Genomic DNA, 22611 nt, shown 5'->3' on the forward strand with positions numbered 1-22611 from the left:
AATATCTGTTACTGCTGGTGGTGAACCTGACGGTTTAACTGCCATGACAGTAAATCAGTAAATATCTTCCAACGATGAAACTGTTTAGTCTGCTCTGCTGTCATTGGCTGTGGTTCACCTAATAATAATCCCGTTTGGTTTGCCCATGGTCGAAATTCACCTTTGCCTATCATAATATAGGCACCTTGCGGTGTAATAGTCACTTCTGGGTTATATCCCTGACACCAGATAGGGTCCAGATGTTCCGTCAGCAAATTACAGCCAGTACGGTAATAAGTCGTATTTGATAAGCTTAAATGATAGAGCGTGGGCCAGATATCTTTATGACTGCCGACTCTGGCCGCATCAAAAGTCGTGTTATAACGATAATCAGGCGGCACGTAGAGATAAAGTGGTACGCCGTGACCCATTGCCAGTTCATGGGCATCTGGATAACTGATACCCCGCATATTATGGTCACCGGTTGCTGCAATAATAGTATGGGAAGCCAGTGACTGAGATTTTACCCAACTGATAAACTGTCCTAACTGATCGTTGGTATAACGCAGAGTATGGAAGACCTCCTGTAACTCATCACCACTAGCCAGATGGCTTAGGCGTTGTTTCTCTGCATCGTTTAGCTTAATGTCGGTTTTCTGATAGCCTTTTGGTGACTTATACGGTGGGTGATGGGTAGTGGACAACGACAAAATCAGAACATGTTCTCCGTTCTTCTCTGCTTGAGCTAGGCGTTCTTCAATATAACGGAACATAAACTCGTCAGGTACACCCCAAGTACCGAATTTGGCTTCCGGGTAGCGTTTTTTCAGCCCATTCTGATCGATAAATTCACTGACGCCCAGATTTGGTAGGAACTGATTTAAGTTACGCCATGCTCCGTTACCTGATGTGACGAAGATAATCTTGTAACCATTTGTCAGATAGGGCTTAAACATATTGCTGGTGAAATCGAGATTTTGGGCCGTGGATTGGCTGATTGCGCTGTTTGGGCTACGGACCAAGAAGCGGCTTAAACTGTCAATGGTGCCGTCCCCTTCAGAAACAAAACGTTCAAAACGCCAGTCGTTCTGCCAGTGCTGCCGTAGGGCACCAAAAACATCCAGGTTTGGGCGATCCAGGCTTTGTAGGTGATAGCCCATGCTTTCCATCACGTTAAATATTACATGGGGTGGTTTTTTCTGAGCGACTGGATTGTCGGCGGTTTTAGCCATGAATGGCGACAGACTAGCCGGCGTTGGATTATCCAGAAATTGGCTTAATAGCTTGCTACCTTGTTCATCCGTTGCTTCTAGGAAGTCGCTATTTTTGTAATGATCATTAAAGGCCCAGTTCAATGCCATTGGACCATTAGGTGTCAGCATATTAAGTATTTTAACTTCTGAAACTTGTGTATTGGACTGACGCAGTGGAAAGGTCCCTATGGAGCCGCGCATTCCAACGAAGCAGATAGCCAAAATAGCCAGTGTCGCTACAACAGAAACCGGTAGGCTGGTTTTGCGCACTGTACGTAAGGTAAGGTGGCGTTGCCAGCGGAGACAAAGCCAGAAAACGAAAGCGGTGAACAGAACTAAGCAGAGTAAGCCACGGATAATGGGATAGTCACTCCACAGGGTATGCAATACGGCTTTCGTATCATCTTCCACTAAACCGAAGATGAAAATATCGATCGACCGTTCATAAGTGGCATAGTAATAAATATTGCCTACAGTTAAAGCCCCAACCAGTGTATTGAGTATTGCAGCCAGCCACGGATAGAAACGCTGCCATATGCTGAAACTGTTTTTGTTAATGGCAAATAAGCTGGCAATCAGCAGACAGGGAACAAATAGCAGACTGGCAATACGGATATCGAACAGCCCGCCAATCCAGAACATTCGTTCTACATCTTGAATGGCGTCAGCAAGGAGCTGATGGCTGCCATAAGTGAGGAGAAGATAGATTCTTCCCACCATTTGTATTGATACAGCCAGTAGCCAGGGAAGTAAAAGAGCGATAAAAGCCTGTTTAAATCTGGGAAACCACATAGTGCCTTCTTAATTAGAATGGATTAGTAAGATTAATCCGGTATTTTATGGGTAAAGATCCTAGCTTATTCAGCAAATGATTGCCTGTCCTATGTTAGCAAAAATCGCCGTAAACCCTCGACAAGGCTGACGGGGATATAAAGCGAAAAGTCCGAAGGACTTTTAGGTTGCTGACAAAACCAGTTTAAAAATAGGTTTTCGCATCATCGAAAATTTCAGATAGTGTGTTGTCGGTTGAGCAGTTTTTTCTTGTCTAATAACGGCTTATTGCATCAACGATGATAAAAGGTCTGGCAGATTAATCAGCCAGAAAAGTGATAACAGTTGGACAGGTATTTAAGCGTTAACAGAGCGCGAAAATAGTTTAGATTAAAGGCATAAAAAGAGGCATAGTTTAAATCAAATCGCAGACCAAACTGATTAAAGCAGTGCAAATCAAGTTTAATCTGGCGTATTAAGGGGTTGCAGTTTTGCATAATAAATCGCAAAATAATAACATAGCAAGTAACCCAATTTATATTCTGTTAAATCATTAATTTAAGAGATTTTTTATGATTGATTATTTAATTGATTTATGAAAAAGTTTATTGTCAGTTGAAAACGTTATTAAAGTCAGCTCCTTTGGAAAAATAAATTTTCTGATTAAGTTATTCATATTCTTATTTATCTTTTTTTTCCGGCGAGATGAAGATGAGCATTAATAAAGTTTTTGTTTTCACTGATAGTTTTATGATGGGTAGGTTTTAAACTGTTATTAAAAGTCATTTTTTTAACTTTTGATTTTAATCGGTATAAGGTTTTATACCCTATGGATTTCAAGATGCATCGCGGCGGCAAGGGAGCGAATCCCTGGGAGCATAGATAACGATGTGACCGGGGTGAGTGAGAGCAGCCAACAAAGAGGCAACTTGAAAGATGACGGGTATAACCATTACTTTTACCCTTTTTGGCGCCTAAGGGGAGGATTCCACTTTATTTATAATTTATCCAGATAGGGTTCGCTTCTAAAATGAGGAACTAACCAGCCCTGATGGTATACAGAAATATTGTTAGCGCAACGCTTGCGTACTTAATATCTGTACAAGTACAGTTATGGGTACAACATTGTGAGGTAATGACTATGAATACGATGAGTTATTCAGCATTCCAGGCTAACTTAGCCAGAACCTTGGATAAAGTGAATGATGACCACAAGCCCGTTATGATCACTCGCCAGAACGGTAAACCAGCGGTCGTTATTAGCCTGGAAGATTTTCAGTCTTACGAAGAGACGGCCTACTTGATGACCAGTCCCAAAAATGCTGCTCGCTTGAACCAAGCTATCGCGGAAGTGGAGGCCGGTAAAACTGTTGAGAAAGGATTATTGGAAGAATGATTTTATCTTGGGCGGAAATGGCATGGGAGGATTATCTGCATTGGCAACAAACTGATAAAAGAATCCTAAAGCGCGTAAATACGCTAATTAAAGAGGTTAAATGACAGCCTTTTGGCACTGAAACATAATTGGTCGGGATATTGGTCCAGGCGGATTGATCGAGAACATCGCCTAGTTTACAAGGTGACAGACGAAACAATCGTTATTGTTCAATGCCGTTATCACTACTAATAAAACCTTATTGATGCTCCTTGCTGTGCGACATCAGAAAATGTCTTTTCTTAACGTCTGTTTTATTTATTGTATTGGTGAAAATTCAGCGGTGATAATCAAGGAGCTAAAAATCAGCAGCCTGAAAGATGGTTTACATTATAAACCATCCTCGAAAATTATAATTTCATTAAGTTATCAAGTAGGGAAAGATAGCGCTTTCAGAGGGGGAACCCGGTGTTACGGTGTTCAGCCCTCGGCCTCCCCTGCTTTTTTACGACATGTATTCAAATCATTCAGTAATTGGTTTACATGATCATCACTGAACATCGTTTCCAGTGAGGTATTCAATTTACGTCGCCAGTTAGGATATTCCATTACCGTACCTGGAATATTGACGGGTTTATCCATATCCAGCCAGTCTTCGGGTTGCAGTCCCAGCAGTGCGCAGGTGCTGTGGGCAATATAGCGATGTAACCCTTGGTTTATCTCGGGTGACATTGCCACCTCTTTTGCCGTGTGGCCGATATGTTCCGGAATACAGCTGTAGCGATGCAATCCCTCTAATAATTCTTGTTTGCTTGCCTGACGTTCGGTATATAACCTTTGAAGAAGATCTTTATCAGGATATAGCCCGAGTGATTCCCCAAGTGTCAAATCAGCACTTTGCCAGAATCCGCGCAAAGTAGGCAAATCATGGGTGGTTATCGTTGCCATTGCTTGTACTGGGTAATCATCCGATGCACGGACTTCCCCTTGTTCATTGCGCTCAAAATAGAGCACTTTATAAGAATAGACGCCGTTATTGCGCAGTTTATCTACGATAGCTTCCGGAACGATACCCAAATCTTCACCAATGACCAGGCAGCGATGGCGTTGACTTTCCAGTGCCAGAATTGCCAGCAGATCATCAACCGGATAATGTACATATGCCCCTTTGTCGGCGGTTTCGCCATAGGGGATCCACCAGAGCCTGAGCATCGACATAACGTGGTCAATGCGTAGGGCACCGCAATAGGTCATATTTGTGCGTAGCAGCTCAATGAATGGTTGGTAAGCCTGGGTTTGTAAAACATGAGGATTCATTGGTGGCAGGCCCCAGTTTTGACCCAGTGGCCCCAGAGCATCCGGTGGCGCTCCCACGGATGCTTTGGTGCAGTAGACAGCCCGGTTGCACCAGGTTTCCGATCCTCCTTCGGCTACGCCAACGGCTAAATCTCGGTAAAGCCCAATCGGCATTTCACTGGTTTGACTTTGTGCAAAGCAGTCTGCAAGTTGAGTATGGGCCAGCCACTGTAGCCAGAGGAAGAATCCCACTTCCTGTTGGTGAGATTGGCAAAATGTTTGTACGGCTTCGCCGTGTGGATTGCTATATTCTTCCGGCCATACAGGCCAACCCCAACAGGTACTATTTTTAGCGTATAGCAGACAGTGCAGAGCGTCATAGACGGCTTGATAGTAGAGGCATTCACCACCTTGAATGACAAATTGGCGAAAAGAGACTTGTTGAGAGTCAGTTTCTGAACGGGTATTGAACTGTTGATATGCCAAACGCAGTGCTGCCATTTTCAACGCCATAACTGTGGTGTAATCCACCCATTTTGTGCTGCGGGCATGTTGTAACATGCGCCGAGTTGTCTGAGTTTGCCACCACATCTGCGCTTCTTCACTGTGTTTGAAATCTTCAATCTGATTAACATCAATGTAAATCACATTGAGCCAGTTGCGTGAAGAGGGGCTATAGGGACTGGCGCTTTCTGGCATAGCTGGATGCAGCGCATGCAATGGATTCAATCCGATAAAGGAACCCCCGTGTGCCGCTATCTCTTTCAGCATGTATTTCAGATCGCCAAAATCTCCGATTCCCCAATTGTTTTCTGAACGTAGAGTATAGAGTTGCACACAGGCACCCCAAAGTTTTTCCCCTTTTAACAGCGCATTTGGCTCATAGCAGCGTTTGGGCGCGACTATAATTTGCATAGACCAGCATTGGCTACTTTGTGTCAGAGTAAGATGATGGTATCCCAGCGCAAGGGTATCAGGAAAAGTCAGTTGATGGCTGCCATATCCCTGAAATTCCTCTCCTTGTTCCGTCCGAATCTGCCATTGGTAGTCCCTTTCGTCTTCCAGGGTGATGGTGAAGCGCTGTCCTTGAGTAAAAACTTTTACCGTTGGTACGGGGGAAACCGGCTCGCTGGCCGGTTTATTTACATTTATGGCATCTAACAGGCGGTGTCTGGTTTCCGCTGGAATCGCCTGTGGTTTTCCATAAGCATTAATATAGCTGGCAACAATGCCAGCCTCGGTCGCTAAATGATCGAGGCTCTTACCCTCCATGATTTTTCCTTATCTCTTTGCTTGCCAGATACGTTGTTGATAATCCCGGATTGTCCGGTCAGAGCTGAACATGCCCATTCGGGCGGTATTCAGAATGGCGCTGCGTGTCCAGCCTTGAGTATCACGGTACAAGGCATCGATCCGCTTATGGGCATCGCAATAGGAGGCAAAATCAGCCAGTACCAGATAAGGGTCTCCACCTTCAATCAAGCTGTGCAGCAACATGTCAAATGCCCGCTTATCACTGTCGCTGAATTCGCCGCTGGCCAGTGCCTTGAGTATGTTGTCCAGATGTTTATCTTCCTTGAGTAACGTCAATGGATCATAACCGGCAGCTTTCAAAGCTTTCACTTCTTCGACGGTGTGTCCGAAGATGAAAATGTTGTCGTCTCCCACTTGCTCGGCAATTTCGACATTCGCTCCGTCTAATGTGCCGATAGTCAGTGCGCCATTCAGTGCGAGCTTCATGTTTCCTGTACCGGAAGCTTCTTTACCGGCAGTGGAGATTTGTTCTGAAACATCGGCAGCTGGGATCATGAGCTCTGCGACAGAAACTTTGTAATCGGGGATAAAAGCGATCTTGATGCGATCACGAACGATAGGATCATTATTGATCTTTTCGGCGGCCTGATTGATTGCAGAGATAATGTTTTTTGCCAGATAGTAGCCTGGTGCTGCTTTCGCACCAAACAAGAATACGCGTGGAACGATATCCAACGCTGGATTTTCCTGAATTTGTTTATAAAGCGATAGGATATGCAGCAGGTTCAGGTGCTGACGTTTATATTCGTGCAAGCGTTTAATGTGTACATCGAAAATGGCGTTTGGATCCAGCTTAAGTCCCATTACTTTATTCACATAATTGGACAGGAGGATCTTGTTGCCCTGTTTGACCGCCCGATACTCTTCGCAGAAAGCAGCATCATCTGCATAAGGCTCAAGCACGTTAAGTGCATCAAGATCGTTAATCCATTCACGGTTAAGTGTCCGGTCAATCAACCCTGACAGGGCCGGGTTACATTGTTTGATCCAGCGACGTGGTGTAACACCGTTCGTCACATTATGGAATTTGTTCGGCCACAGTTGGTGATATTCTGGGAAAAGATCCTGAACAATCAGCTCTGAGTGCAGCGCCGCTACCCCGTTCACGGCAAAGCCGGCGACGACGCAAAGATTTGCCATCCGCACCTGATGGTTATAATGTACCGCCAATTTTTCCCATACGGCTTGATCGCCTGGCCAGGTTTTCTCCACCAGATTTTTGAAACGGCGGTTAATTTCTCGAATGATGTTGTAATGGCGTGGCAGCAGGTGGCTTACTAGGTGTTCATCCCAGCGTTCTAGCCCTTCCGGCATCAGCGTGTGGTTAGTGTAGGCGAAAGTATGGCTGGTTATCTCCCATGCTGCTTCCCAGCTCATTTGGTATTTATCCAGCAGAATGCGCATCATTTCGGGAATGGCAATCGCTGGATGGGTATCGTTAAGCTGAATAACCTCATACTTCGGCAAATCTTCTATTTTGCGTCCCGCCAGATGATGGCGACGCAGGATATCTGCCACAGAACAGGCACACTGGAAATATTGTTGCATCAGGCGCAGGCGTTTGCCTTCCTGATGATTATCATTCGGATAGAGAACTTTCGTCAGCTTATCTGCCTCAACACCTTGCTGTTCTGCTGTCAGGAACTGTCCATCGTTGAATTTATCGAGATCAAATGGTTCAGCATGTGTTGCTTGCCACAGGCGCAGTGGCTGGGTAACACCGTTGTGATATCCAATAACCGGTAGATCCCAGGCTTCCCCAATTAATGTAAATTCAGGTGCCCAAGTTTCGCGCCCATCATCTGTCATTAAGACTTCGCCACCAAAATTAACTTCAACATCCAACTGAGCATTGTGGCGGAACCAGGGATAGGATTCACGTCCCCAATTGTCCGGTTTTTCAATTTGTTGTCCCTGATTAAAAGATTGGCGGAACAAGCCATATTGATAATTTAGGCCATAGCCGGTTGCTGATTGACCAACGGTTGCCATAGAGTCGAGAAAACAGGCGGCAAGCCGCCCGAGGCCGCCGTTGCCTAAAGCAGGGTCCGTTTCTTGCTCCAGTAGATCGCTAAGAATGATATTTTCTTCTGCCAAGAAAGTCTGAACGTCTTCGTACCAGCCAAGGTTAAGCAGATTGTTTGCAGTCAAACGGCCAATCAGAAACTCCATAGAGATATAGTTCACATGGCGTTGTTGGTCGGAAGGAACAGTGATCTCAGGACATGAGGGCAATAGCTCTGACAGGGCCGCACTGACGGCTTGCCACCACTGATGCTGAGTCATTTCTTGGGCTGATCCGAGGCCAAAGCGCTGCCATTGACGCGTCAGCGCAGCTTGAAACTGGGCTTTATCTAATCTGGTCTGTTGCATGGAGTCTTCATCCTGTAGCTGAAAAAGGAAAATTTAGACGTTATGCTGAATGCTCTTAGAATCTAAAACATCATCCTGGAGAGGTATTAGTCAGGGTGGAGTAAAAGGGCGTAGCCGATTATCCTATTTGCCTTAATTTTTGATCTGTGTGAATTCATTTTTTTCCTGGAGATTGATGGAATGGTTTGCGGTCGGTTTCCATAATTTATCGATGGAAAATGGAATTTGCTGTTCAAGAATGTGATAGGGTGCGCAACTTAATAATGAGGTTCGTAAACAGGTTTGCAAAGGCTGTGTATTTCACTAAATTTGATTGGGCTTATTAATGACATTATTACGGGCCGTGATATAAATTATCTAATAACATCACATAGGGTTCCGGCGTAGGTTTTATTTATCGCTTCTTATGGGCACGGAAATCAATGCTTATCCCATCAAAACTGAGTCGTCCTGTTCGTCTGAATAATACGGTTTGGCGTAAACGCCTGTTGATTAGACTGAATGAGTCGTCTAACTATCGTCTTGTTCTGGTAACCAGCCCTGCTGGTTACGGCAAAACCACATTGGTATCTCAATGGGCGGCCGGGCAAGATAATCTGGGATGGTATTCTCTGGATGAAAGCGACAATCAGCCGGAGCGTTTTGCCAGCTATCTTATCGCGGCGTTGCAGCAGGCCACACAAGGGCACTGTGCCAAAAGTGAAGTGTTGGCCCAAAAACACCAATATGCCAATTTACCCGCGCTCTTTGCTCAACTGTTTATTGAACTCAATGAATGGCGCCGACCGATTTTCCTGGTGATTGATGATTATCACTTGATTATGAATAACATTATTCATGAGGCTATGCGGTTTTTCCTGCGTCACCAGCCTGAGAATCTGACTTTAACCATTTTATCACGCAATTTGCCTTCTCTTGGGGTTGCCAATCTGCGTGTGCGTGAGCAATTGTTGGAAATCGATAGCCAGCAACTGGCTTTTGATCATCAGGAAACCCAGCAATTTTTTGACAAGCGTTTGACCTCATCGCTTGATGCCGACGATTGTAAACGTCTGTGTAACGAAGTGGCTGGCTGGGCAACGGCGCTTCAACTGATTGCGCTTTCAGCGCGGCAGTCGTGTGATGCTGCTGAACTGTCGGCTAAACGCTTATCGGGCATTAACGCCAGCCATCTTTCCGACTATTTAGTGGATGAGGTATTGAATCAGGTGGACAAATCGACCCGTGAGTTTTTGTTGCGCAGCTCTATTTTGCGCTCCATGAATGATGGTTTGATCGTTCGTCTTACCGGCGAAGAGAATGGTCAACAGCGTCTTGAAGAAATCGAGCGCCAGGGGCTGTTTATCCAGCGTATGGATGATTCTGGCGAATGGTTCCGCTTTCATCCACTTTTTGCCTCATTTTTACGTCAACGCTGTCAGTGGGAAATGGCGTTGCAATTGCCTGAATTGCATCGCGCTGCCGCAGAAGGCTGGTTGGTTCAAGGGTATCCGGGTGAGGCTATTCATCATGCTTTAGCGGTGGGCGATACCGCCATGTTACGTGATATTTTATTGCAGTATGCCTGGTCGTTGTTTAACCACAGTGAACTATCTCTGCTGGAAGAATGTATGAATGCGCTGCCTTATGAACAATTGTTGGAGAGTCCACGCCTGGTACTGCTTCAGGCTTGGCTGGCTCAGAGTCAGCATCGCTATTCAGAGGTAAATACACTGTTGAGCCAGGCAGAACAGGCACTGCAACAGAAACAAATTGCTATTGAACCGGATTTACTGGCTGAGTTTGACGCTTTACGGGCTCAAGTCGCTATGAACAGTGGTAAGCCGGAGATGGCTGATAAGCTGGCGAAGAAAGCTTTGGCGGCACTGTTGCCTCAAAATGAATACAGTCGTATTGCCGCAACTTCAGTGGAAGGTGAAGTATTGCATTGTAAAGGCGAGCTGGCTGATGCATTGACGCGGATGCAACAAACCGAGCAGCTTGCGCGCCGTTTCCAGGTTCATCACTATGCGTTATGGGCATTGTTGCAGCAAAGCGAGATTTTGCTGGCCCAAGGGTATTTGCAGACCGCCTATGAAATGCAGAACAAGGCATTTGAATTGATCCGTGAACAGCATCTGGAGCAGCTTCCAATGCATGAGTTCCTTTTGCGCATCCGCTCACAGCTTTTGTGGTGCTGGTCCCGTCTTGATGAAGCAGAAGAGGCCGCGCGTCGTGGCTTGGAGGTGTTGTCTAACTTTCAACCTCAGCAGCAGTTGCAGTGCCTGACACAGTTGGCTAAATGTTCTTTGACCAGGGGAGATATTGATAATGCCCGCCGTTATTTGGCCCGTTGTGAAAACTTATTGAATCATGGGCAATATCACAGAGACTGGCGAACCAATACTGACAAACTGAGAGTCATCATTTGGCAAAATATGGAAGAGAAAAGTGCGGCTGTTCGATGGTTGGCACAGACCGAGCGACCAGATAGTGTCGATAACCATTTTAATCAGGGCCAGTGGCGTAGTATCGCCCGCGCTCAGATCCTTCTCGGCCTGTATGATGAGGCGGAATCTATTTTGGATATGCTGAATCAACATGCGAGAGAACTGCAACTAATAAGCGATCTGAACCGTAATCTACTATTGTGTAACTTGCTTTACTGGCATGTTGGACGTAAAAGTGACGCGCAGAATGCGCTTATCGAAGCATTGGCTTTGGCTAACCGCACTGGGTTTATCAGCCATTTTGTGATTGAAGGTGAGTTGATGGCCCAGCAGCTACGTCAGCTTATCCAGCTCAATACTTTGTCTGAACTGGAGTTACACCGGGCACAGCGCATTTTACGTGATATCAACCGTCAGCATCGTCATAAGTTCGCCCATTTTGATGAAAGTTTTGTCACACAGTTGCTGACACATCCTGATGTTCCTGAGCTTATTCGCAATAGTCCACTGACACAGCGTGAGTGGCAGGTGCTGGGGCTGATTTATTCAGGCTACAGCAACGATCAGATTGCCGCCGAGTTGGATGTGGCGACGACAACCATTAAGACCCATATCCGGAATTTGTATCAGAAGCTGGGGATTGTGAATCGCCAGGAGGCGATTCAGCAGGCACAACAATTGATGCAGATGATGGGGTTAGGTGTGTGACTTCCGCTGCGCAAAGCCATTGTTCTGATCAGTGATACTGAACAATGGCTTTGCGTGACAGATTTTAAGATTTTAGCGAGACAATCCGCCCTTTCAGGCTGCGACTAAGTAAGTGTGCTGACAAGGTTAGCGCGGTACCCAGTAACATCACCAGCATCAATGATTGTTTGGGCGGAAATGGTAATGCCATAGCGCCCAGTGAGATAATGGAACCAACAGCCATCTGGACGAATCCTATCAGTGCGGAAGCGACACCTGCTTCTTCAGAATAAGGTTCCAGAGCATAACTGGTTGCGGGCCCCATAACAAACGCCAGACCTGCACAAGCGAAAGCAACCGGCAACATATAACTTAGCCAGTGTTGGCTGGCTACGTTTGGTAGCAGATGCATTCCTGAGAACAGAGATAGGCAGCCTAGTGCCATCAGAATTACCCCTAACAGCAAGCAGAAAGGGCGGCCTGTTCGATGAAGGAGTTTATTAGCGATCAGGAAGGAGATCATAGTCCAGAACCCGTTGCCACCAAAAATCAATGAAAATGCTAGTGGTGAGATATGGCCTTCGGTCATTAGTACAGTTGGTGCGAATGAAACATAAGTAATCATTATTGCCATGATGCCGGCATTAACCAGTGCAAAATGTGTAAACCGGGCATTGCTGAGAATCTGATAATACTGTTTCAGCGGTAATCCATGAATGGGTTTAGTGTTTGCGGGGCGCGTTTCTGGCAGCCAAATGGCAATGATAAGCAGCACAATAACGGAGTAGCAGACCAAAAACCAGAATGGTGCCCGCCAGTTAAACATTTCAGCCAAAAGACCACCGAGCAACGGCGCGAGAGCCGGAACAATATTCAGTGTACTGTTAAGAAAACCGTAGGCTTTAGCTGCCTCGTCACCATTCAGGCGATCGCGTACACTGCTGATGCAGACGACACTGGTACAGCAGACAGCACATCCTTGAATGATCCGCGCCGCGACAAAAATCTCGGAATGGGTTGAAAGTGCTGCGATCACAGAACCAATGATATACAAAATGATCCCCATTAAGGCAACCGGTCGACGGCCAAATTTGTCTACCAATGGTCCGGCGATTAATTGTCCTAGTCCCATGATTAGCAGAAATAAGGAAATAGTCGACTGAATGACCTCATTATTAACCTGAAAATCTTCAGCAATGGCGGGAATCGTAGGTAAAAATAGATCGATACCTAGTGGTCCGAAAAGCACCAAACTAAGTAGCAGAAAAATGTAATTTCGCATATTTATTCTTTTAGTATTTCAACAAATTGTGGTGGTTTTGTTAGTAAATCGGCACAGTGGCATTGAGTTTCCAGCATGATTAAAGATTTTGTGTACGCTAGAAATCCTACTGGCAGATTATTTCAAACTGGCGATAGGCTTATTTAATATTGTGCACAACTGAACTCTTTACTGCTTTTTCAAACTTGAACTTTATACGAGCGGCTTAACTGTGTAAACCGGCCAGGCTGTTTCAGCACCTTTTTGAAGAATTTTATCAGAAAACGCTTCGTACACTGCATTGAAAGATAACGGGTATATATCCAATGGATATCTCTTTTCCCTTAAATATAGGCACGATGGTATAACGCTGTAGTACCGGTATATTTCTCACCTTGCGTAGTAAGAACTGGAGTTTGAATATATTGACTGTCTGTAAGGTGTATCAGACTGTTAACAGCCGCTATTCTAAGGCGCTCTATTTGAAATTATTTCATCTATAAATAGTTACTTTATTTTTTTATTTCTTTGGGAACTCATTTTCAATAAAAAAGTATATCGTTTCTGACAAATCAGAAATATTCAAGGATCTTTTAGTGCATCCTGTAACCTGTCAGAAGATAGATAGCCACCGGCCATACAAATGTCCTCATCGTTTGCGATTAAGTCGTAAGGTGGAAAATTTTCGGCGCAGTTTTACAGGGGCTTAAACCGAATTTCTTACCATTAATCATATGAACCAGCAGTTCTGCATATAATTAACAATGCATTCAAAACAATAATGTATTTTATATAAAATACATTAAATTTTTAAATGTTATTTTGGATTTTTGTGAGTTTTTGTTGATAAAAATTAATTTTTGGTAAATATTCTCTTACCTGTTAAGTATTATTGTGCTTTCTTATAGTTATAAATGGTTAATTAAGGTAATAAAATGATGGAAAATGGCAAACGATTTGAAGATATGCTTTCTCGCTTTGTTGGTAATGGTCCTTATTTAGAAATAGATGGTGAAAAGTATATTGATGCAGCCTCGGGAACATTTAACCTTCCACTGGGGTACACTAATCGTAGAATATCAGAAAAATTAAAACAGCAGATCGACAGATGTACACACCTGAGTTCAGCTTATACCCATGAAATGTCGCAATATATTCTGAATAAATTGGTTAAACATACCCCCGAAGGAATTAATAGAATGTGGTTGCGGGATGTTTCCGGATCTGGGGCGGTTGAATGCGCCATCCGTATTGCACAAAAAGCAACAGGGCGGTCAGGGGTTATCTCTTTCTTTCTTGCTCATCATGGTCAGTCTTTAGCGACAGCACAAATTTCTGGTAATGCTTTTAGAATTAAAGACTTCCATGTCAATATTGATGGTTCTTTAAAAGTGCCGACTCCTGCCAGCGTCATGTCTGAATTGGAACCGAACGCAGAACCAAATCAGTATTTTGATTTGGAGCAATTTATTCAATTGGGCTCAAATGACAATATTGCCTGCCTAATCATTGAGCCTATTCAAGGAAATGGTGGAAATATCGTTTTCCCTGTTGATTTTTACCGTAAGATTAGAGATATCTGCCATAAACATGACATTATCATTATCGCAGATGAGGTGCAGACAGGGTTTGGACGCACAGGAACATTCTTCGCATCAACCGGTTACGCCAAAGAATTAGAACCAGATATTATTGTTTTCGCTAAAGGCGCTGGTGGCATAGGTATTCCTACTGGTGGTGTATTGATGCGTAGTTCATTGGATGTATTAGAGTCTTTCGAACATTCCAGCACATCAGGTGCTAATCCTCTTTCACTCACAGCTCTCAACGAAATTATCGATATTATTGAAGATGAACATGTTCTGGAGAATGTGCAGAGTAACGAAGCTTATTTGTGTAATGGCTTATTAGCATTACAGCGTAAATATCCAGGAATTACGGGTGTCAGAGGTGTCGGTTACATGTTTGGTTTTGATACGCCATCACCGGAATTTGCTGCAAAAGCGATTGCAACTGCGAACAGTCATAATTTGATCATCCGGGGCTCTCGTTATGGGAAAGGCCGTGCACTCAAAGTTCGTCCGCCATTAATTTGCACTAAGGAACATTTAAGTGAGATTTTACATAAATTGGATCTGACTTTTGCTGATCTGACTTTAGATATGCTGGACAACAAGGAGGTAGCATAATGAAAGCACTTAAATTTAATCAGGTATGGGATGTTCAAATCCGGGATGTTGAACCGTTACATTGTGTTGAGTCAGATGATGTTGTGGTTGATATTGCGGTTTGTGGTGTCTGTGGTACGGATGTTGGGATTGTCACGGGTTCTTACCCTGTTGCGATTCCGGGGACGACTCTCGGTCATGAAACGACGGGGGTTGTCACTCAAATAGGAAGAAGTGTTACGCGTTTTAACGTGGGTGACCGCGTGGTGATCAACCCAACTTATTCCTGTGGGCACTGTCGGATGTGCCAGACAGGAAGCCCAAATCATTGTGAAAAGAAATTGGGAACCGAAGCTGGGGTTTCCTATGACGGAGCATTTGCTGAACAGTATCTGGCTAAAGAGAGCTCACTGATAAAACTGGATGATCATGTCAGCATGGAAGAGGCATCACTGACCGAGCCGTTGAGTTGTACATTGACCGGTGTCGATAAGCTGGGTATCACTCATACTAATATCCGTGCAGCAGTGGCTGGCGCAGGTCCAATGGGTATGCTCTACATTTGGGCTTTACATGCCAGAGGCGTCAAGGCTTTCATGGTCGAGAAAAACGAGAGCCGTGTTCAGTTTGCCAGAGAAAATCTGCCGCCGGAATGTGAATTGTATACTGATTTTGATGAGGCGTTGACGCAGAAATATGGCGATAAATCGGCATTGATCGATCTCTGTGTGGATACTACTGGACAATTAACAGAATACATTTTCGAACATCTGGCTCCTGGTGGAAAATTGCTGAATGTTGCGCTTAAAGATAAACATGCCAGCCTTGATATTCTTAAAATCGCCGATAAGAGTCTTTCAGTCATTGGGTCTATTGATTCTCTGAATAACAGCTTTGAACGTGCTTATACCATGATCCGTGATGGTATTATCCCAGTGGGTCGTCTGGTCAGTCAGGTCTTTGATTTTAATGATTACTTGCAGGCTTTTCTCACGGTGGGTTGTGATATTGCGGGCAAAACCCAAAAACCGCTCTGTACCCCAAATTGTAAGGTGCTGATCCGTATTTCCGATCTGAAGTAATGGAGTTTTTCACATGGATAGATTTAATGTGATTTTTGATATTGATGGGGTCATTGTCGATAGTGAGCAACTGCACTTTGATGTTCTTTGTGATTTGGCCCCTGACTACACACATCATGTAAAACCGCAGCAACTTATCGGCCTGAGTTTGAAAGAAACGCTGGATTATATTGGGGTTCCAGCTCAACAGCAGCAAGAGATCACGGCTAAAATTGTCTCTGTTTACAAAGATAAGCTGTCTCAAAGTTACCTTCGCCCAGGGATTGCCAGGCTGATAGAGGCTTTACAACAGCACTGCATCCCTTTTGGTTTTGTCTCTACTGCGCCGCGTGAAGTGTGTTTGGCTAATATTGGATTATTGGGATTGAGCGAAAGCCCAGCGTTGATCTCCGGCGACGATGTTGTAAGAACGAAACCGAATCCCGATCCCTATCTTGCCATGTTGGAATTGAAGTCTATGGATGTTCATCAAACATTGGTAATTGAAGATACAGATTTGGGGATTACAGCGGCAGTACAGGCAGGTATTCCCTATGTGTATGCCTGGCCTCATGCGTTATCTGTTGCAGAACAGTATCAACAGGCAACCCGTATTATCGGAGTGCTGACAGATATTCCGCAATTTTCCAAGATTAATTTTGCATAAGTTAATGCCCTCCGTGAGTCATATCGGAGGGCGTTTTTATTTATATAGAAGGAGTATGAGTTGTCTGATCTGAATATGGTCTCTTTGGTAAAACAACCCATCATGGCGACGCGCGTCGCTTTTTTTATTGCTGGCTTTAGTCTTGCAAGTTGGGCTCCCCTCATTCCTTTAGTGAAAGAACGGCTACAACTTGATAATGGCGCGATGGGGCTACTGATGCTGGCATTCGGTATTGGTTCTTTCATTATGATGCCGATGGCAGGCATGTTGGCCGCACGTTTTGGATGCCGGCAAATTTTCACTTTATGCGCCTTGTTGGTGCTGGTTATGTTGCCAGGCCTTAGCGTATTACCTACACCGTTGACACTGGCCTGCGCTTTATTTGTTTTTGGTGCAGGTATTGGTGCAATGGATGTTGTAGTAAATATCCACGCGGTTATGGTCGAAAAAATGGCTCAACGGCCAATCATGTCTGGTTTTCACGCGTTATTCAGTTTAGGGGGAATAGCGGGTGCAGGCTCGGTCAGTGCATTATTGTCTCTAGGAATATCACCCCTTCAGGCGATGTCAATGGCGGTGTTACTGATTGTGCTACTGCTATTACCGGCATGGAGTGGGTTGTTGAACGAAGCAGAATCGGGCAATACACCATTTTTTGCTGTGCCCCATGGCATCGTGATTTTGTTGGGTTTTCTCTGTTTTGTTGCCTATATCATGGAAGGATCAATGCTGGATTGGAGCGGTATATTATTAACCAGCGTCCATAATATCAGTAGTCATCAGGCAGGTATCGGTTATACCTTGTTTGCTATTGCTATGACATCGGGCCGTTTTCTCGGTGATAAGATCATTGCCCATTATGGACACAGACGGGTTTTTATCAGCAGTTCTTTATTGGCTACTTCTGGGTTTATTCTTATTTACTCGGCATCAACCGCAATGGTGCTAGGGCTCTCTTTCCTAATGATCGGAGCTGGATTATCCAATATAGCGCCAATGCTTTTTACCGCTTCTGGTCAACAGAAAATTATGCCTGATTCTCTGGCCGTTGCTGCGGTTTCTACAATGGGATATTCAGGGATTTTGTTGGGACCTGCAATTATTGGCGGATTAGCGCATATTGTGACATTACACGGTGCTTTTGCTTGTATTGCTTTACTCTCTATCTCCTTACTTGCAGGATATAAATTGATTAATTCAAGCGGAAGATAATAGAAGGAATTCCTATGGGCTTGTCGCAATATCATTGGCTTAATGAACCATCTGATTGGCAATGTGGCAGTGATTGGCTTAATGTCATCACAGAGCATAAGACCGATTTTTGGCAACAAACATGGTACGGTTTTGAACGTCATAATGGTCATGTTTTTGGGCGTTATATTGAGGATGATTTCACTTTTCAACTCTGTATTGAAGGTTGTTTTGAACATTTATACGATCAAGCCGGAGTCATGCTATTAGTCGATGAAAAACATTGGCTGAAAGGAGGAATTGAATATTCTGATGGTCATGCCACGATTGGTAGTGTGCTGACACGTAATCATTCTGATTGGTCTATGGGCGTATTTCCTGGTGATTCTGGTAAATTCTGGTTACGTTTGACTCGTGAAGAGGGATATTTAAGACTGCAATATTCCACTGATGGTTTACGGTGGCCATTGTTGAGATTGTCTCCTTTTTTTGAAGATAAACAGCCTGTCTTTGTTGGTGCAATGTGTTGTTCTCCAGAACGGCACGGATTACAGGTGCGGTTTTCTGATTTCAAATTGACACCGCCAATAAAAAAACCATTGCATGATTTAAGCTAGATGAGGTTATTTTCGGAGAATTATCTCTACTGAGGCAGGTGTTAAAACACCCGGAGTCATGTGCTTCGGGTGTTATATATCAAGGCCAGATGCTTAAACCCTTTCTAAAACAAAACCGGTAAAGTCAGCGGTTTCTCTGTCTGGTCGATGACCAACTTGGTCTTTCAATAAATAAACGCGTAAAAGTCCCTCTTGATCTGTACTTAATTCTACCGAACCCGTTGTAAAATCGGTGTTGTTTACAGCAAAAGAGTTGGGGCCATCGGTGCGACTCTGTAAACCAAAATAAGCTGATGAGGCCCATTCTGCTGATACGCGCGCTGTACCTGTTAGTTTATATTTAGTATTAGGTTCTAATCCTTCGATAATTTGATCAATGACGCCAGAACCGGTAACGCTTTGGATTCTGATAAAGTGAACGCCATTTTCAGATAAGATTTCTACTGATTCAGGGGCTGGGATTCTCCAGCCGTTATATCCCTCTTCGAATGAGCCGTTTATCAGTTCTTTATGAGAGTTTTTCTTGTTATCAGAATAATCTTCATTATTCAGGATTTCTTGTACGTTCATATAGTAGTCCTTTTTAAATAGATAGAAATAAATTTAATTTCTTTCAGCGCTTTGTTTTTCGGGTGGGCACTTTATCAATAATGGGATAATACTCAATTGTATTTTTTGTTGGTGGTGAGTTGTAATTTGTATAAATTAATAAGGAATAAATAGTATGGAATTTAAATATATACAGAAAATATAGTATTTTCTACTTATTCGATATAGGTATAAGCTGGATTTTTATATTTTTATTTCTGTGAGGAATATCTGTATATGCCAGAAAAAAACATGCGTAAAATGGCCCTATTGCAATAGAGTATTGAAATGAATTTTTAATGTTGGTTGGATTGATTAGAGATAAAGTCTTTAATTTTATATTCAGAATGATTTTTTTAATGGAAATTATTTTTCAGGTGATAATGATGATGAATAATATAATGTAGTGGATTGTTATGTGGTTTTTTATAATGTTCGATCTGTATGGGAATAATAGAGGTAAATTAGATTTATATTTTAATTTTAAAAAGTAAGGGTTGCCATTTATTTTTTCGCTGAAATTTAGGTATTTTTATAATCGGAAGTTATTTTTTATTCTCAGTTTAATTTTATTGAGTTTGGTTTTTACTGCGAATATTATTTTCGAATGTATTGGGTTATATTACTGTCTGGTATTAGTACCAGACAGTTTTTTATATTAAATCTTATTTCGTGTAATGATTGCCTGTTAAAGGTTCTTACCTAAAATAGAATTATCGACCTAAATAACTATCCCAATCTTTCCAGACAGGTTGTAACCCAGCTTTAATTAATGCGTCTGCGACCTGATAAACGGAACGGTTATCATGCGGAATAAATTGCTCCAATTCTTCATGGCTAGTATCTGCGTAACCACCGGGTTGAGTTTTCGAACCGGCACTGACATTGTTGATTGCCAGTGGGATGACGTGATCGCGGAAGAATGGGGATTCACGAGTAGAAATAGAAAGTTCTACATCTGGAGCAAATAGACGAAAAGCACAAATGAGTTGTACCAGTTCTGCTTCACTCATTAGCGATGCAGGTTCAATCCCTCCGGTACAAGGCCGCAAACGGGGAAATGAAATTGAGTAGCGGCTCTGCCAGTATGTGTGTTGCAGAAAGGATAGATGTTCAGCCACCATATAGCAATCTGTCCGCCAATGACTAGAGAGGCCAATCAGTGCCCCTAAACCGATTTTATCGATTTTTGCCCGGCCAAGGCGATCCGGTGTTTCTAGTCGCCAGTGAAAATCTTGTTTCTTACCCCGTAGATGATGCAGCCGATAAGTTGGCTCATGATAGGTTTCTTGATAAACCATTACACCATCTAACCCCAGAGTTTTTAATTCTGAGTACTCTTCTTGTGTCATGGGTTGGACTTCCATCATTATTGAGCTGAAATGCTCGCGGATAAGTGGTAGATAACGGCGGAAATAAGCCATACCTACCTTGCCTTGATGTTCTCCAGTGACTAATAGCACACTGTCAAAACCCAGCGCTTTAATTGCCTGGCATTCCGCAATAATTTCATCATTATTCAATGTCTTGCGTTTAATGTGGTTACTCATTGAGAATCCACAATAGGTGCAATCATTGGCACACAAATTCGAGAGATAAAGCGGAATATAAAAACCAACGGTATTACCGAAGCGTTGACGAGTCAGTTTCTGTGCTCGTTGTGCCAGCGGTTCTATATAGGGTTTCGCTGCTGGCGAGAGCAACGCCATCAAATCATCCAAGTTTAATTTGTTGTTGCTCAATGCCCGTTCGACATCCTGCGAAGTTTTGCTGTTAATACGAAGGGTAATGTCATCCCAACCCAGTTGCTGCCAGTGATAACCAAAACTGTTGTTCAAAAGATGATTAGACATTAGAACGTTCCCAGAAAATCAGTCAATGGGCTGGATGCAACAGCATGTTTTTTTGGACTTACCAGACCAGCCTGATGGGATAATTCACCTGCTTCAATCGCCATTCTGAATGCCTGTGCCATTTTTACTGGGTTATGCGCGACGGCAATAGCGGTATTAACTAATACGGCATCAGCCCCTAGTTCAATCGCTTCCAGTGCATGGCTTGGTGCGCCAATGCCCGCATCGACAACCACTGGCACCTGTGCTTGCTCAATAATAATTTGCAGGAAATCCCGGGTTAGCAGCCCTTGATTAGAGCCAATCGGCGCGCCCAAAGGCATGACTGCCGCGCAGCCCACTTCTTCCAGACGTTTACACAAAACAGGATCCGCACTGCAATAAGGCAGAACGACAAATCCGTCTTTGACCAGCATTTCAGCGCCTTTGAGCGTTTCGACCGGATCAGGCAGCAAGTATTTCACATCAGGATGGATCTCCAGTTTGATCCAGTTGGTTGCCAATGCTTCACGGGCCAGACGGGCTGCGAACAGAGCCTCTTCTGCGGTTTTGGCTCCAGAAGTATTTGGCAGCAATTTGACGCCAAGTTTTTGTAATGGCACCAGAATAGCGTCATTACCTCCTTGCAAATCAATGCGTTTCATCGCCATCGTGACAAGCTGACTGCCAGAGGCCGCTATAGCCTGAATCATTAAATCTGAACGAGCGAATTTGCCTGTACCAGTAAACAAACGGGAATCAAAAGTAGTATCCGCGATCTTTAACATATCAACCTCCGGCAATAGCCTGAAACAAAAGGATATTGTCCCCGTTATTAACTTGGTGCGTACTCCAGTTCGAACGCGGAATAATGGTTTGATTAATGGCCAATGCAGTTCCCGGTTGCGTTCGTTCAAGTTGTTCCAGTAATTGTTGTAGAACCAGAGGCGCGGTAAGCTCCATCAGCTGGTCATTTATAGTAATTTTCATGCCATATCTCCGCAGATTGGGCATTGCTGCGATTGACTGAGCTGTAGCGTGCTCCAGCTTTGCTGCTTACCATCAAACAGCCGAAGTTTGCCGCTCAACGGAGAGGGAAGCCCGGTTAACATTTTAATGGCCTCCAATGCTTGCAATGTGCCGATGACGCCGACTACCGGACCTAATACACCCGCAGTTCGGCAATTTCGCTGTGGTTCTTCCTGATCAGGGTAGAGGCAGGTATAGCAGCCGTGAGAATAAGGGGGCTCAAGCACCATAAGCTGACCGCTGAACCCAATGGCACTGCCGCTGATTAAGGGTTTTCGCGTGGCGACACAAGCCGCATTGATAGCGTGGCGGGTTGCCATGTTGTCACAGCAATCAAGAACCAGATCGACCTGTTTTACGGTTTTTTTCAGCGATTCCACGTCTTGACGTTTATTAAGAACAGTTATTTTTACCAGTGGATTCAGTGCATTGAGTTGATTAGCTGCAAGTTCAGCTTTTGCCGAAGGGATATCCTCAGTGCGGTAAAGGATTTGCCGTTGTAAATTGGAGATGTGCAATTGGTCATCATCAGCGAGATAAATTGTTCCCACACCGGCCCCGGCCAGATAGAGGGAGGCAGGAGCGCCTAGCCCTCCCAGTCCGACAATCAATACGCGGCTGGATTTCAGTTTTTCCTGCCCTTCCGGGCCAATATCTTCGAGTAACAGTTGTCGGCTGTAACGCATAAATTCTTGATCATTCAGCATAAGAACCTCTCTA

The 22611-nt window shown here is 44.0% G+C and carries 16 protein-coding genes and 1 pseudogene; 8 read left to right on the forward strand and 9 right to left on the reverse strand.

The window, feature by feature from the left end; genetic code table 11:
* Window positions 1-8: 8 nt before the first annotated feature.
* The gene (locus tag ACUN2T_RS02390; protein ID WP_445496066.1) at window positions 9-2024 is read right to left on the reverse strand and encodes an LTA synthase family protein; all 2016 of its coding nucleotides are present in this window, start codon (window positions 2022-2024) and stop codon (window positions 9-11) included.
* A gap of 1120 nt (window positions 2025-3144) precedes the next feature.
* On the opposite strand from ACUN2T_RS02390, the gene ACUN2T_RS02395 reads away from it, so the two are divergent.
* Window positions 3145-3399, forward strand: a complete 255-nt coding sequence (locus ACUN2T_RS02395) for a type II toxin-antitoxin system Phd/YefM family antitoxin (RefSeq protein ID WP_445496068.1) — start codon at window positions 3145-3147, stop codon at window positions 3397-3399.
* Window positions 3396-3630: pseudogene (locus ACUN2T_RS02400) on the forward strand (Txe/YoeB family addiction module toxin). The gene ACUN2T_RS02395 and the pseudogene ACUN2T_RS02400 overlap by 4 nt, the downstream one beginning before the upstream one ends.
* 228 nt (window positions 3631-3858) lie before the next feature.
* Here the strand turns inward: ACUN2T_RS02400 and malQ are convergent.
* Window positions 3859-5946 carry a 4-alpha-glucanotransferase gene (malQ, locus tag ACUN2T_RS02405; RefSeq protein WP_445496069.1) on the reverse strand — a complete coding sequence of 696 codons (2088 nt, stop codon included), beginning with the start codon at window positions 5944-5946 and terminating at the stop codon, window positions 3859-3861.
* A gap of 9 nt (window positions 5947-5955) precedes the next feature.
* Window positions 5956-8361, reverse strand: a complete 2406-nt coding sequence (malP, locus tag ACUN2T_RS02410; protein ID WP_445496070.1) for a maltodextrin phosphorylase — start codon at window positions 8359-8361, stop codon at window positions 5956-5958.
* 422 nt (window positions 8362-8783) lie between these two features.
* Between malP and malT the strand changes: the two genes are divergently transcribed.
* Entirely contained in the window at window positions 8784-11498 is a 2715-nt protein-coding gene (malT, locus tag ACUN2T_RS02415; RefSeq protein ID WP_445496071.1) for an HTH-type transcriptional regulator MalT, read from the forward strand.
* Between the two features lie 64 nt (window positions 11499-11562).
* Here the strand turns inward: malT and ACUN2T_RS02420 are convergent, their stop codons facing one another.
* On the reverse strand, window positions 11563-12759 hold the full coding sequence (locus ACUN2T_RS02420) for a multidrug effflux MFS transporter (RefSeq protein WP_445496072.1): 1197 nt from the start codon (window positions 12757-12759) through the stop codon (window positions 11563-11565).
* Between the two features lie 917 nt (window positions 12760-13676).
* On the opposite strand from ACUN2T_RS02420, the gene ACUN2T_RS02425 reads away from it, so the two are divergent.
* From ACUN2T_RS02425 to ACUN2T_RS02445, 5 genes are read left to right on the forward strand one after another with little or no spacing between them, the layout of a single operon-like run.
* Complete coding sequence (locus tag ACUN2T_RS02425) at window positions 13677-14927, forward strand: class-III pyridoxal-phosphate-dependent aminotransferase (protein WP_445497788.1); 1251 nt, start codon at window positions 13677-13679, stop codon at window positions 14925-14927.
* Entirely contained in the window at window positions 14927-15988 is a 1062-nt protein-coding gene (locus ACUN2T_RS02430) for a zinc-dependent alcohol dehydrogenase (RefSeq protein ID WP_445496073.1), read from the forward strand. The genes ACUN2T_RS02425 and ACUN2T_RS02430 overlap by 1 nt, the downstream gene beginning before the upstream one ends.
* Before the next feature lie 13 nt (window positions 15989-16001).
* Entirely contained in the window at window positions 16002-16634 is a 633-nt protein-coding gene (locus ACUN2T_RS02435) for an HAD family hydrolase (protein ID WP_445496075.1), read from the forward strand.
* Window positions 16635-16694: 60 nt separating this feature from the next.
* Entirely contained in the window at window positions 16695-17846 is a 1152-nt protein-coding gene (locus ACUN2T_RS02440) for an MFS transporter (protein WP_445496076.1), read from the forward strand.
* A 14-nt stretch (window positions 17847-17860) separates the two neighbouring features.
* Entirely contained in the window at window positions 17861-18442 is a 582-nt protein-coding gene (locus ACUN2T_RS02445) for a DUF1349 domain-containing protein (protein ID WP_445496077.1), read from the forward strand.
* 93 nt (window positions 18443-18535) lie between these two features.
* Here the strand turns inward: ACUN2T_RS02445 and ACUN2T_RS02450 are convergent, their stop codons facing one another.
* The 5 genes from ACUN2T_RS02450 to ACUN2T_RS02470 form a co-directional block, all read right to left on the reverse strand.
* Window positions 18536-19012 (reverse strand): carbohydrate binding domain-containing protein, encoded by a 477-nt coding sequence (locus ACUN2T_RS02450; RefSeq protein WP_445496078.1) that lies wholly within the window; start codon window positions 19010-19012, stop codon window positions 18536-18538.
* Between the two features lie 731 nt (window positions 19013-19743).
* A complete protein-coding gene (thiH, locus tag ACUN2T_RS02455; protein WP_445496079.1) occupies window positions 19744-20883 on the reverse strand; it encodes a 2-iminoacetate synthase ThiH in 1140 nt (379 codons plus the stop codon).
* Window positions 20883-21650: a thiazole synthase gene (locus tag ACUN2T_RS02460; RefSeq protein ID WP_445496080.1), complete on the reverse strand. Its 768-nt coding sequence runs from the start codon at window positions 21648-21650 to the stop codon at window positions 20883-20885. The genes thiH and ACUN2T_RS02460 overlap by 1 nt, the downstream gene beginning before the upstream one ends.
* Before the next feature lies 1 nt (window position 21651).
* On the reverse strand, window positions 21652-21852 hold the full coding sequence (gene thiS / locus ACUN2T_RS02465; protein ID WP_445496081.1) for a sulfur carrier protein ThiS: 201 nt from the start codon (window positions 21850-21852) through the stop codon (window positions 21652-21654).
* Window positions 21849-22598 (reverse strand): HesA/MoeB/ThiF family protein, encoded by a 750-nt coding sequence (locus ACUN2T_RS02470; RefSeq protein WP_445496082.1) that lies wholly within the window; start codon window positions 22596-22598, stop codon window positions 21849-21851. The genes thiS and ACUN2T_RS02470 overlap by 4 nt, the downstream gene beginning before the upstream one ends.
* Window positions 22599-22611 lie beyond the last annotated feature (13 nt).

The organism is Photorhabdus machadonis (assembly GCF_052657765.1).